The organism is Stenotrophomonas sp. BR163 (assembly GCF_047520985.2).
In the GTDB taxonomy this organism is placed as follows: Bacteria; Pseudomonadota; Gammaproteobacteria; order Xanthomonadales; family Xanthomonadaceae; genus Stenotrophomonas; species Stenotrophomonas sepilia.
Window position 1 is genome coordinate 200,114 of record NZ_JAXBRE020000006.1, and the last position, 12,346, is coordinate 212,459.

Sequence of the window (12,346 nt, forward strand, 5' to 3'; positions counted from 1 at the left end):
TTGTAGAGCCGAGCCCATGCTCGGCTGCTGTTCTCATCGCGAGGTCGGAACGAAGAACAGCCGAGCATGGGCTCGGCTCTACGAGGAGATGTCATGCAGTTCAGGACCGGCACCATGGATGACGTGGCCATGTTGTGGGCGTTGCGCACGCGTTGCGTGCGCGAGACCTGCAGCAGCCATTACCCACCCGCGGTCATTGCGCCCTGGTCGGCGTCGCCGCCGCCCGCGCAGTACGCGCGGCTGCTGGGGCAGGGCGGTTGCGTGGTGGCCGAGGACGGGCAGGGTGGTCTGCTCGGCTTCGGCGTCTTTGATGTCGATGCCAATGAAGTCGATGCGTTGTTCGTCGATCCGGATCATGACGGCCTGGGCATTGGCCAGGCGCTGATGCAGCGCCTGCTGGCGATGGCTGATCGTGAGCGTGAGGTGGTGCTGTCGGCCTCGCTCAATGCGGTGCCGTTCTATCAACGGCAGGGCTTTGTCAGCGTGCGTGAGGAAGCCTATGCACATCCCAGCGGTGTGGCGTTGGCCTCGGTGAGCATGCGCAGGCCGTGGTAAGTGGCCTTTCCCTGCGTTAGATTCAAGCCGAGCATGGGCTCGGCTCTACAGGTAACGCCGTCGAGCATGGGCTCGACGCTACACGGCAGGCGTCACCGCCCGGCCAACCAACCGATCACGCCCTCGGCGGCACGCCGGCCACTGGCGTAGCACGCGGTCAGCAGGTAGCCGCCGGTGGGGGCCTCCCAGTCCAGCATTTCACCGGCGCAGAACACGCCAGGAACGGCCCGCAGCATCAGGCCGTCATCCAGCGCATCCAGGCGCACGCCACCGGCGGTGCTGATCACCTCGGCCATCGGCCTTGGGCGCAGTAGGCGCAGCGGCAGGCGCTTGAGCGTGGCGGCCACAGCCGGCAGGTCGTTGCCGGCCTCCTTGCCAAGAATCTCGAACACGAGTGCGGCCTTCACCGCATCCAGACCCGCCTGGCGGCGCAGGTGCTCGCCGAAGCTTCGGCCGTTGCGGGGACGTGACAGGTCGGCCAGCAGGCGCGCCTCGTCGCGACCGGGCACCAGGTCCAGCCACAGCATTGCGTGGCCATCGCGGTTGATGGTCTCGCGCAGGTCGGCGGCCAACGCGTAGACCAGGCTGCCTTCAATGCCATATTCGCTGGCCACGCACTCGCCTTGCAGCGACCGCGGTTGTCCAGCCAGGTCGATCCAGTGCGCGACCACCGGCTTCAATGGTGCGCCGGCATTGCGCTGGGCAAAGAACGGCGTCCAGTCCACGTCGAAGCCACAATTGGCTGACTGCAGCGGCGCGATGTCCACGCCACGCGCCTGCAGTGGCACGACCCAGGCGCCATCACTGCCGAGCTGCGGCCAGCTGCCGCCGCCCATCGCCAGCACGGTGGCATTGGCGCGGACATCGACTTCGCCCGCATCGGTGGCAAAGCGCAGGGCGCCGTCGTCGCTCCAGCCGATCCAACGGTGGTTGGCATGCAGGCGCACGCCCTGTTCCTTCAACCGGCGCACCCAGCCGCGCAGCAGCGGCGCCGCCTTGCGGTCGACCGGGAACACGCGGCCGGAGCTGCCCACATAGGTTTCCACGCCCAGGCCGGCGGCCCAGTCACGCAGTGCCTGTGCGTCGAAGCCGTCCAGCCAGTTGCCGACCACAGCGGCCTGCTCGCGGTAGCGGCTGTCGAACAACGGCCGCGGATCGGAATGGGAGAGGTTGAGGCCGCCCTTGCCGGCGATCAGGAACTTTCGGCCAGGCGACCCCTTGGCCTCGTACAGGTCGACCTCCAGCCCAGCGGCACGCAGGCGTTCGGCGGCGAACAGGCCGGCCGGGCCGCCGCCAATGACGGCGACCCGATGGGGCATGGCGGCATTACGGTTTGACATCGAGCAGCTCGACGTCGAACACCAGCGACGAGCCCGCCGGAATCGGGCCGACCTTGCGGTCCCCGTAACCGTAGTCCGGCGGAATCATCAGCGTGCGCTTGCCGCCGACCTTCATGCCGGCCACGCCCTCGTCCCAGCCGCGGATGACCTGGCCGGCGCCGAGCGCGAAGGTGAACGGCTCGCCGTGCTTGAAGGAGCTGTCAAAGGTCTTGCCGTGCTTGGTCTCGGTACGGTTGTCGTAGATCCAGCCGGTGTAGTGCACCGTGACCTTGCTGCCGGCGATGGCTTCGGCGCCGGTGCCGGGCACGGTATCGATCCGCTCGAAGGTGGTCAGCGTGCCGCCGGGCGGCGGGCCGGATGGTTCGGTCGAGCAGCCAGCGGCGGCGAGGGACAGCAGCAGGGGAAGCAGCAGGCGGCGCATCGGGCGTCTCCAGAAGGGCGCGGGGCGAGGGCGGCAAGGGTAGCGCATCGGCGCCGGGTATCATGGGGCCATGGCAAAACTCCTGCTCAATCTGCGTAATGTCGGCGACGACGAATATGCCGATGTCTGCACGCTGCTCGACCAGCACGGCATTGCCTGGTATCGCACTGAACCCAGTCCGTGGGGCATTTCCAATGGTGGCCTGTGGCTGCGCGACGACGATGATCATCCGCGTGCGAAGGCGTTGATGGCCGAGTACCAGGCCGAGCGCGGCCCTCGCATCCGCGCTGAGCGTGAGCAGGCATTGCGTGATGGCACGGCCGAGACCTTCGGCAGCCTGTTCCGGAGGCGGCCGGCCTATGTGGTGCTGGTGCTGCTGGCGATGGCCGGCGCGGCGGCGCTGGTGCTGCTGCCGTTCCTGCTGTTGCGGGGGTAACGGGTTTCGACCGGGTTGCACCCGGCACCCGCAGAGGCAACGGCAACGTCAAAAGCGGGTTTCCGTGGGATGGCGCGGCGGTGTGGGCAGGCAGGACATGCCGTAAACCCATCTTTGGGGGCCAGATCAAACGGTCTCGCCTGCCCACACAGCCCCGCCTCTGACAGTTCCCGTGATCTGAAGTTGATCCACACCATGCGTGGATGAATGGGGATATCTGACCCTGGGGCGGTCTGGCGCTAAAATGGCGGGATGATCGCCAATACCGCTGCCTATCATTTCGCCGTCATCGACGCTCCCCAGGCCCTGTGCGACCAGCTGCTGGCCCGTGCCGAGACGGCGCAGCTGCGCGGCACGATCCTGGTGGCCGGCGAGGGGCTGAACCTGTTCCTGGCGGGGGCGCCGGAGGCGGTCGAGGGCTTCTATGCAGCGCTGCGTGCCGATGCGCGTTTCGCCGACATGCGGGTCAAGACCAGCCTGAGCGAGCACCAGCCGTTCGCGCGGCTGAAGGCCAAGGTCAAGGACGAGATCATCAGCTTCCGCCGCGATGACGGCCAGCCGCTGGACTATCCGCGCGCACCAGCGGTTGATCCGGCCACCGTGCAGCGTTGGTTGCGGCAGGGGCATGATGACGCCGGCAAGCCGGTGGTGATGCTCGATACCCGAAATCTGCAGGAAGTGGAGTACGGCACCTTCAAGGATGCGCTGGTGTTGCCCATCCGCAAGTTCACCGACCTGCCCGAGGCGCTGGCGCCACATCGCGATGCGCTGCGGGACAGCACCGTGGTCAGTTTCTGCACCGGCGGCATCCGCTGCGAGAAGGCCGCGCTGTGGATGGTCAATGACGGCATGGACAATGTGCTGCAGCTCGATGGCGGCATCCTCGGCTACTTCGAGGAGGTGGGCGGCGAAGGCTACGAAGGCCGCTGCTTCGTGTTCGATGAGCGTGTGGCGCTGGATGCCGAGCTGAAGCCGATGGTCGACCAGCCGCTGCCGGAGCCGCGCCCCAGCGCGTTCTGACCGCGCTTCTGTAGAGCCGAGCCCATGCTCGGCTGCTGTTGGTCGACGAAAGGCAGCCGAGCATGGGCTCGGCTCCACACGATCCGGTGGGCGCTGAACCTGCCCTACGGGAATCAGCATCCCGCCACCGTCACTGGCCGCTGCGCCCGGCCGCCCCCATGCAAAGGTGATCCTGTGACGGAAAAACGCCTGATGATCCCGTTGTCGATCCTTGACCTGGCCCCGGTCTGCGAGGGCAGTGACACCACCGCCGCCTTCGCCAACATGCTGGAACTGGCGCAGCACGCCGATGCGCTGGGCTACCGCCGCTACTGGCTGGCCGAACACCACAACATGCCCGGTATCGCCAGTGCCGCCACCGCCGTGCTGATCGGCCATGTTGCCGGTGGCACCCGGCGCATCCGTGTCGGCGCGGGCGGCATCATGCTGCCCAATCATGCCCCGCTGCAGGTGGCCGAGCAGTTCGGAACGCTGGCCTCGCTGTATCCGGACCGCATCGACCTTGGCCTGGGCCGTGCGCCGGGCACCGATCAGCCGACCGCGCGAGCACTGCGCCGCTATTTCGATAGCGCCGACCAGTTCCCGCAGGACGTGCGCGAGCTGCTGCACTACTTCGAGCCGGTCCAGCCTGGACAGGCGGTGCAGGCCGTTCCGGGTGGTGGCCTGCGGGTGCCGACCTGGATCCTCGGTTCAAGCCTGTTTGGCGCACGCATGGCCGCCTCGATGGGCCTGCCGTATGCATTCGCCTCGCATTTCGCGCCGGACGTGATGGACGAAGCGCTGGCGGTGTACCGCCGCGAATTCCGCCCCTCGGCCACGTTGAAGCAGCCGCACGCGATGCTGGCCCTGAATGTTGTTGCCAGCGACAGCGAGGCCGAGTCGCGTCGCCTGTTCACCAGCCAACAGCAGAGTTTCGTCAACCTGCGCCGCGGCCGGCCGGGCAAGATCCCGGCGCCGATCGACGACATTGAAGCCTTCTGGGAGCCGCACGAAAAGCTCGGCGTGGAACGGGCCCTGGCCTGCACCGTGCTGGGCGATCCGCAGCAGGTGGCCGAGGGTATCGCCGCTTTCGTTGAGCGGCACAAGCCTGACGAGCTGATGCTCACTGCCAACCTGTATGACCACCGTGCGCGCCTGCGTTCCTTCGAGCTGGCGATGAACGCCTGGCATGGCCGCCACGCGGGCTGAACAGTCGCGTCACGGCCCGTTGCGGCTGATCCGCGTCTGATGGGAGCTCCCCTTTCTGGAGTTCCCACCATGGCCGAGACCCGTGCCGAACACATTGCCCAGCTGGCTGAACTGATCAAGGACGTGGAGGTGGCGATGTTCACCACCACCGGCGTCGATGGGCGGCTCTACAGCCGGCCGTTGGCCACCCAGCAGGTCGCCTTCGACGGTGACCTGTGGTTCGTGATCACCGCCGACAGCCCGAAGGTGGCCGAGATCGCGCTCGACCCGCGCGTCAATGTGGCCTATGCCTCGCCATCGAAGAACACCTATGTGTCTGTGGCGGGGCGGGCGCGGGTTGTCGATGATCGCGCGAAGATCGAAGAGCTGTGGTCGCCGGCGATGAAGCTGTTCTTCCCCGCCGGCAAGGAAGACCCCAACCTTCGCCTGATCCACGTGCGCGCCGATAGCGCCGAATACTGGGATGGCCCGGGCACCTTGCTGGGCAAGGCATTGAGCTTCGTGCTGTCGGCGGTGCAGGACGATCCGGCACCGCTGGCGGACAACGGATTCGTCGACCTTCGGTGATTGCCGCATCCACGCGTTGCGTGGATCTAGCGGATGCCGGTAGTGCCGGCCGTTGGCCGGCAACCCTGGAAACGTGGCAGCCGGCCATCGGCCGGCTCTACCGGATGCCGCTTCAGAACCAGCGCTGGAAAAGTTCCACTGTATAGCCCACCAGCTGCCCCGAACTGAAGCCGAAGAACGCGATCGCCACCAGCGCTGCGATCCAGTTGAACAACATCAATGCACCATCGCGCTCCAGCAGCGCCAGCGAGAACAGCAGCAGCTGGAAACCGAACAGGAAGTTGGTGAACGGAATCGGCAATGACAGCAGGATGCCCAGCAGTACCAGCAGCAGGCCGCTGAAGGCGTGCGCGGGCAGCGGTGTCAGCAACTGCGGCAGGCGAGGCTTCAGCATCCTGTCCAGTCGCCGCAACGGGCGATCGATACGGTCCAGGAAGCGGTGCATGGTGCCGCGCTTCGGCCCGCGTCGGGCAATGAAACCGGGCAGCCAGGGCCGGCGCAGGCAACACAGCATCTGCAGTCCGATCAGGACCACCAGTGGGCCGCTGACCGCCCCCCCCATGCCCGGGATCGGGATGAACGAGGGCAGGATCGCCACGAACAGGAACACGCCGAACGCGCTCTGCTGCAGGTTGCTGAGGATCTGGCCGAGCGGCATGTGCTCGGCGGGATCGCCGGAGGCGAACATCTCCAGCAGGGTGCGGATGCCCTCGTTGCGGTAGGCCGCGCGCTGAGCGCCCTGGCCCTGGCCGGCCTCAGGCGGTGAGCTCATCGGCCTGCTCGTCGGACAACGTGCGCAGCAGCAGCTTGTCCACCCGCGCACCGTCCAGGTCGACCACCTCGAAGCGCCAGCCGGCCCAGTCGAAGTACTCGCCTGCGTGCGGGATGCGGCCGAAGTAGTGGATGCACATGCCGGCCAGCGTGTAGTAGTCGCCATCCTCGGCATCGGGCAGATCGTTGCTTCCGATCAGCTCGCGCAGGTCCTCGATCGGCAGCGAGCCGTCGACCAGCAGCGAGCCGTCCTCGCGGGTCACCACCAGCGCATCCTCGTCGGCATTTTCTACGGCCTGCAGGCGGCCGACCACGGCGCCCATCAGGTCGCTGATGGTCACCAGGCCCTGGATCTCGCCGTACTCGTCCACCACCAGCGCCATCGACTGCTGCTCCTCGCGGAAGATCTCCAGCAGCTTCATCGCGTGGGTCGATTCGGAGACGTACAGCGGTTCGCGCAGGGTCTGGAACAGCGCGTTGTCGCCGCGCGCCATGCGCGTGGCCAGCGATTTCAGCTCCAGCACGCCGACCACGTCCATGTCGTTGTCGCGGTACACCGGGTACCGCGAGAACTCGTGCTCGGCCATGATGTCCAGATTGCGCTCCAGCCCGGCCTGGGTGTCGAGCCAGGCAATGCGGTTGCGCGGGGTCATCAGGCTGTCGGCGGTGCGGTCGCCCAGGCGCATGACGCGGTTCATCATGTCGCGCTCATGAGCGTCGATCACGCCAGCTTCGTGGCTCTCGGCCACCAGCATCCGGATCTCTTCTTCAGTCACCTGCGCGGCCTCGTCCTTGCCCAGGCCCAGCACCTTCAGTACCAGCTGGGTGGTCTTGGACAGGAGCCAAACGAAGGGCAGGGCCAGCCTGGCCAGCCAGCTCATCGGCATCGCGACCAGGCCGGCAATGGCCTCGGAGCGGGTCAGGGCCAGACGCTTGGGCACCAGTTCGCCGAAGATCAGCGTGATAAAGGTGATCAGCGAGACCGCCAGGGCGGTACCTACTTCGCGCGCGTACGCAAAGCCGGGCATCAGGCCCTGCAGCCAGCCGGCGATCGCGTCGCCGATCGCATCACCACCGAGGTAGCCGGTGAGTACGCCGATCACGGTGATGCCGATCTGCACCGTGGACAGGAAGCTCTCCGGCTTCTCCGAAAGCTCCAGCGCCTTGGCGGCGCGCTTGGAGGTGGCGGCCATCTGCTTCAGGCGGCTCTTGCGCGAGGTCATGACCGACATCTCGGACATGGCGAAGAAGCCGTTCAGCAGAACCAGCGCGAAGACAATCAGGATCATTTCAAACACGGGCGTCGTCCCCGGTTGGTGGCAGGGAGGGCGGGTGCTTGCGATGGCGGCAGGCGCTCAGGAACAGGGTCCGGCGCGGCGCAGGGGGATAAGGGTCGTCGTCCATAAGGTGCGCCCGGAGGCGCGCTGGCATCTTAGCAAAGGGGCGTGGCAGGGTGGCAACCGCCTGTTCAGGTTGGGGGTCCCAGAGCCCGGAAAGGGCGCGGGGATACCCGTGATGGTCATCTAGCCGTCATAATTCGCTCTGGTGCCGTCCTTCCCGCGACGGCTGACAGGTTTCTCAATGTTCTCTCTGCAGACCATTTTCGGTTCCGGCAAACAGTTCTACACCCTGCTCGATGAGGCTGCCGTCGCGGCCTCCGATGCCGCCAAGGCGCTGCATTCCATGCTGCGCGAGGCCGACCGCCAGCCCGCGCTGGACGCCTTCAAGCTGGCCCGCCTGCGCGAACGCGCGGCCTCGGACAAGATCAGCCAGGCGCTGGTGGACAGCTTCATGACCCCGATCGAGCGCGAAGACATCGAAGCGCTGGGTTCGGCCCTGTACAAGATTCCGAAGCAGATCGAGAAGTTCGCCGATCGCTATTCGCTGGCCACGACCCACCTGGAGCACATCGACTTCGCGCCGCGCGCGGCGATGCTGGAACAGGCCGCCGGCGTGGTGGTGGAGATGGTGGCCGACCTGCGCCACATGAACCTGGACCGGATGACCGCGCTGAACGAGAAGCTGCGCTCGCTGGAGAACGAGGCCGACCGCCTGATGCTCGAGTTGTACCGCGACATCTACTCCGGTCGCCTGGACAACCTGCAGATGTTCCTGCTGAAGGAATTCTTCGAGATCCTGGAAAAGGCCATCGACCGTTGCCGCGAGGCCGGCGTGGTGGCGTACCAGATCGTGTTGAAGAACAGCTGACGGACGCCGCCGCATGTTGACCCTTGTCCTGGTGGTGATCCTGGCCGCGCTCGTCTTCGAGTTCATCAACGGCTTCCACGACACTGCCAACTCCATTGCCACCGTAGTGGCGACCAAGGTGCTCTCGCCCGGCTGGGCGGTGATGCTGGCCGCCTTCATGAACCTCATCGGTGCGCTGACCGGTACGGCGGTGGCGCTGACCATCGCCTCGGGCCTGCTCAACACCAACGTGGTCGAGGTCACTCCGCAGGTGATCCTGTGCGCCCTGCTGGGCGGCATCATCTGGAACCTGATCACGTGGTGGAAGGGCCTGCCGTCCTCGTCTTCGCACGCCCTGATCGGTGGTCTCTGCGGTGCCGGTCTGGCCGCGGCCCACAACAACTGGGACGCGCTGATCTGGTCGGAGCGCCTGGGCAGCTGGGCGCAGAACAAGGGCCTGCTGTGGAAGGTGTTCGTGCCGATGATCACCTCGCCGATCGCCGGCTTCCTGCTCGGCATCGTGGTGATGGTGCTGCTGTGGGCGCTGATCGCCGGCCTGGCCAAGATCGGTGGCGCCATCGGCCGCCTGGCCCGTCCGCGCATCGTCAATGCCTTCTTCGGCAAGGCGCAGATCGCCTCGGCGGCCTACATGGGCTTCGCCCACGGCCACAACGACGCGCAGAAGACCATGGGCATCATCGCGATGACCCTGATTGGTGCCGAAGCCACCGGCGCACTGAACGATCTTCCGTCCTGGCTGGCCTTCATGCACCCGGACGCGCACGCCGGTGACGGCATCGCCATGTGGATCGTACTCACCTGTGCGGTGGTGATGGCTGCCGGTACCGCCTCGGGTGGCTGGAAGATCATCAAGACCCTGGGCCACAAGATGGTCAAGCTGCACCCGATCCACGGCTTCGCCGCAGAGACCAGCTCGGCCACCATCCTGACCCTGGCGGCCCACTTCGGCATGCCGGTCTCGACCACGCACAGCATCTCCACCGCGATCATGGGCGTCGGCTTCGCCAAGAACCCGCGTTCGCTGAAGTTCGGCGTGATCGAACGCATCGTCTGGGCCTGGATCCTGACCATCCCGGCGGCCGGCGGCTGTGCGTACCTGATCCTGAAGCTGTTCGAGCTGTTCGGCTGGACCTGATCGCCACGCCAGGGTGCACACGAAAAAGCCCGCCGACTACCGGCGGGCTTTTTCAGGGGCAAAGAATTTTTCCGCACACAACGTGTCGACCAAGGTCGACACCTACCAGAGCAGAAACAGGGATCCGATCCCGTGCCGACCAACGGTTGGCACCCACCAGCAGCAGCGGGAAACTGTCGAAGGCGGGGTGGGTCCGGTTGCGGGGGTGTGAGCGGCATGGATGCCGCGACCAAGCCCCCATGGACGGGTTTACGGCGTCCCCCGCAACCGGACCCGCTCCGCCAACCCAAGGAATGCCCGCTTTTGCAGTTGCAGTTGTCGTTGCAGTCAGCGGGTGCCGGGCCGCAGGCCCGGCCGACCGTCCTCAATTGCGTTGGAACAGCGCCTGCACATCCCTGCGGAACGCCGCCTGGCTGTCCGCCCGGCTGTAGAACATGTGCCCGCCCGGATAACTGCGCACCTGCACCCGGTCCGGATTGCTGCCCATCGTCGGCATCTGGTCCACGGTCAGGATCGAACCCATGAACGGGCACGACAGGTCGTTCCAGCCATGCACGATCAGCACCTGCAGGTGCGGGTCGATCGCCACGGCCTGGCGCAGCTGGGTCACCGCGCCATCGCGCAGCTCGCCATTGCGGTCCCACAGCCGGTTCACGTCGTAGTTCAGCGCCTGGTACCGCGCATCCACCTTCCAGCCGACCACGCGCGTCACGAAGTCGACCATCGCCGTGGTGGTCGGCGCAATGATGCTGTCCAGCAGCGGATCGTTGGCGCGCTGCTCCGGATCGTTCGGGAATGGATCGAACGCGGTCACGTTGGAATCGTAGCGGCTGCCCAGCGTGCCCTTGTCGCGGAACACTTCACGCAGGTAGGCCTGGGTTTCCAGCCGGCCACCGGCACGGCGCACGAACTGCGGGTCCAGCCCGGTCAGTTCGGTCACCTGGCGCAGCATCGCCTCGGTCGCCTGCGGATCGCTGCGGCCCTTCATCAACGCGGTGGCGTAGTCGCCACGGGTGTACTCCACCACGTCGCGCATCGCTGCATCGGTCAGCTTGCCCTGGCGCTCCAGGTGCGCGGCGGCGATCGACGGCAGGGTCTGCATCCACGCCATCGGCGAGACATCGGCGTTGTCTTCCAGGGTCGGGCTCAGGTACGGCGAGACCAGTACCAGGCCGTTCATCGCAACTCCCAGCCGGGTCTGCAGGTAGTGGGTGATGCGTGGGCCGCGGTAGCCGCCGTAGCTCTCGCCGGTCAGGTACTTGCGCGACGCCATACGCTGGTTGCGCAGCAGCCAGTCGTAGATCGAGCGTGACAGGTATTCGATGTCGGCGCTGGGGTTGTACAGCGCCTTCTTCGCTTCATCGTCGCCGATGCGCGCGCGGCTGAAGCCGGTGCCGACCGGATCGATGAACACCAGATCGGTGAAGTCCAGCCAGGTGCCGGGGTTGTCGTGCAGCGTGGCCGGCGCCGACGCGCTGTCACCCTCGGAGCCGAAGGTCACCACCTTGGGCCCGATCGCGCCCATGTTGAGGTAGACCGACGATGCCCCGGGGCCGCCATTGAGCGCGAAGGTCACCGGCCGGTCCTTGCCCGGCATCGTGTAGGCGGTGAACACCACGTCGGCGATCACCTTGCCCTTGGCATCGCGTACCGGCAGGGTGCCGACGGTGGCGGTGTAGTCCAGGGTGCGGCCGGCCAGGCGCATGCTCTGGCGGGCCGAGGCGTCTGCGGGCAACGCAGGTGCCTCGGTCTTGTCGTCTTTCGGATCGGGCTTGGCGTCGGCATCAGGCGCGGCCAGCACGCTGGCTGGGGCGATGAGCAGGCCGACGCAGAGCGCGGCAGTGTGCAACAGGGACTTCATGGCACCGGGTGGGCAGCGGAAGGGGATTCCGATGCTAGGCCGGTGGCGGCCCATGCCGTATGTGTCCAAAGGCATGGCCCCGGCGTTGCGGCCGCGATTGGCCAGCTTGGGTCAAGCGGGCAGGGCGGCTGCCGCTTCGTCGTTGGCCAGCAAGCCATAGACGGCCGAGTCCGAAAGCTCGCCCTGGATGCGCCAGCGCTGGCGCAGCACCCCCTCGCGGCGGAAGCCCAGGCGTTCGAGCACGTGCGCGGAGGGTGCGTTGCGCGGGTCGATCTCGGCTTCCACGCGGTGCAGGTGGAGGGTGCCGAACAGGTAGGCCAGTACCTGCTGCAGGGCCTCGTGCATGTAGCCTTGGCCCTGGCGATCCGGTGCCAGCAGGTAGCCGATCTCGGCGCGGGCTGCAGTGCGGTCCACTGCAAACACCACGCAGATGCCCAGCAGTGGACCTTCCAGCGATTCGCGCACGGCCAGCTTCAGCTGGGTACCGATGGCATGGGCTGCGAGATCATCGTCGATCTGCTCGCGCGCCTCGGCCTGTCGCGTCCAGGCCGGATGATTCCACCAGCGCATCACATCGGGATTGGACTGCAGCGTAAACAGCGCGGCCGCGTCGTCACGGCGGATCGGGCTCAGCACCAACCGCGCGCTGTGCAGCGGCAGGTCGGGGAACAGCAGCGAGTGGCTGGCCAATACGGTGGTCCGCACGGATGGACGCGCATTATGGCGCCGCCGGGTTTGCCGATGGCGGCGTAATGCCAAGGGCGCATGAACCGGTAGTGCCGGCCGCTGGCCGGCGGATCTGCCCTGATCACGCGGATGCCGAGGGTGCCGGCCAGCGGCCGGC

The 12,346-nt window shown here is 66.7% G+C and carries 13 protein-coding genes; 7 read left to right on the forward strand and 6 right to left on the reverse strand.

The window, feature by feature from the left end; genetic code table 11:
• Positions 1–93: 93 nt before the first annotated feature.
• The gene (locus tag ACM0PY_RS07740) at positions 94–555 is read left to right on the forward strand and encodes a GNAT family N-acetyltransferase (protein ID WP_180886038.1); all 462 of its coding nucleotides are present in this window, start codon (positions 94–96) and stop codon (positions 553–555) included.
• Positions 556–647: 92 nt separating this feature from the next.
• On the opposite strand, the gene ACM0PY_RS07745 is transcribed toward ACM0PY_RS07740, so the two are convergent.
• Both ACM0PY_RS07745 and ACM0PY_RS07750 read right to left on the reverse strand, forming a co-directional pair.
• Positions 648–1,895 (reverse strand): TIGR03862 family flavoprotein, encoded by a 1,248-nt coding sequence (locus ACM0PY_RS07745; protein ID WP_180886040.1) that lies wholly within the window; start codon positions 1,893–1,895, stop codon positions 648–650.
• Positions 1,882–2,316 carry an FKBP-type peptidyl-prolyl cis-trans isomerase gene (locus ACM0PY_RS07750; protein ID WP_005416011.1) on the reverse strand — a complete coding sequence of 145 codons (435 nt, stop codon included), beginning with the start codon at positions 2,314–2,316 and terminating at the stop codon, positions 1,882–1,884. Before ACM0PY_RS07750 ends, ACM0PY_RS07745 begins: the two co-directional genes overlap by 14 nt.
• Before the next feature lie 70 nt (positions 2,317–2,386).
• Between ACM0PY_RS07750 and ACM0PY_RS07755 the strand changes: the two genes are divergently transcribed.
• The 4 genes from ACM0PY_RS07755 to ACM0PY_RS07770 all read left to right on the forward strand — a co-directional run bounded on the left by ACM0PY_RS07755 (position 2,387) and on the right by ACM0PY_RS07770 (position 5,527).
• On the forward strand, positions 2,387–2,752 hold the full coding sequence (locus ACM0PY_RS07755; RefSeq protein ID WP_111202140.1) for a DUF6164 family protein: 366 nt from the start codon (positions 2,387–2,389) through the stop codon (positions 2,750–2,752).
• A gap of 252 nt (positions 2,753–3,004) precedes the next feature.
• Entirely contained in the window at positions 3,005–3,772 is a 768-nt protein-coding gene (locus ACM0PY_RS07760; protein WP_088497739.1) for a sulfurtransferase, read from the forward strand.
• 192 nt (positions 3,773–3,964) lie between these two features.
• Positions 3,965–4,960 (forward strand): LLM class flavin-dependent oxidoreductase, encoded by a 996-nt coding sequence (locus ACM0PY_RS07765; protein WP_072166700.1) that lies wholly within the window; start codon positions 3,965–3,967, stop codon positions 4,958–4,960.
• Between the two features lie 69 nt (positions 4,961–5,029).
• Positions 5,030–5,527, forward strand: coding sequence for a pyridoxamine 5'-phosphate oxidase family protein (locus ACM0PY_RS07770; protein WP_005416015.1), 498 nt, complete (start codon positions 5,030–5,032; stop codon positions 5,525–5,527).
• A 112-nt stretch (positions 5,528–5,639) separates the two neighbouring features.
• Here the strand turns inward: ACM0PY_RS07770 and ACM0PY_RS07775 are convergent, their stop codons facing one another.
• Entirely contained in the window at positions 5,640–6,299 is a 660-nt protein-coding gene (locus ACM0PY_RS07775) for an exopolysaccharide biosynthesis protein (protein ID WP_005416016.1), read from the reverse strand.
• Entirely contained in the window at positions 6,283–7,587 is a 1,305-nt protein-coding gene (locus ACM0PY_RS07780) for a hemolysin family protein (RefSeq protein ID WP_005416017.1), read from the reverse strand. The genes ACM0PY_RS07775 and ACM0PY_RS07780 overlap by 17 nt, the downstream gene beginning before the upstream one ends.
• Before the next feature lie 292 nt (positions 7,588–7,879).
• Here ACM0PY_RS07780 and ACM0PY_RS07785 point away from each other — a divergent pair, with 292 nt between their 5' ends.
• The gene (locus ACM0PY_RS07785) at positions 7,880–8,506 is read left to right on the forward strand and encodes a DUF47 domain-containing protein (protein ID WP_004152833.1); all 627 of its coding nucleotides are present in this window, start codon (positions 7,880–7,882) and stop codon (positions 8,504–8,506) included.
• 13 nt (positions 8,507–8,519) lie between these two features.
• Positions 8,520–9,641, forward strand: a complete 1,122-nt coding sequence (locus ACM0PY_RS07790) for an inorganic phosphate transporter (RefSeq protein ID WP_014646691.1) — start codon at positions 8,520–8,522, stop codon at positions 9,639–9,641.
• A gap of 364 nt (positions 9,642–10,005) precedes the next feature.
• On the opposite strand, the gene ACM0PY_RS07795 is transcribed toward ACM0PY_RS07790, so the two are convergent.
• Positions 10,006–11,502 carry a S10 family peptidase gene (locus ACM0PY_RS07795; RefSeq protein ID WP_180886042.1) on the reverse strand — a complete coding sequence of 499 codons (1,497 nt, stop codon included), beginning with the start codon at positions 11,500–11,502 and terminating at the stop codon, positions 10,006–10,008.
• A gap of 111 nt (positions 11,503–11,613) precedes the next feature.
• Positions 11,614–12,192: a GNAT family N-acetyltransferase gene (locus tag ACM0PY_RS07800; protein WP_180886044.1), complete on the reverse strand. Its 579-nt coding sequence runs from the start codon at positions 12,190–12,192 to the stop codon at positions 11,614–11,616.
• Positions 12,193–12,346 lie beyond the last annotated feature (154 nt).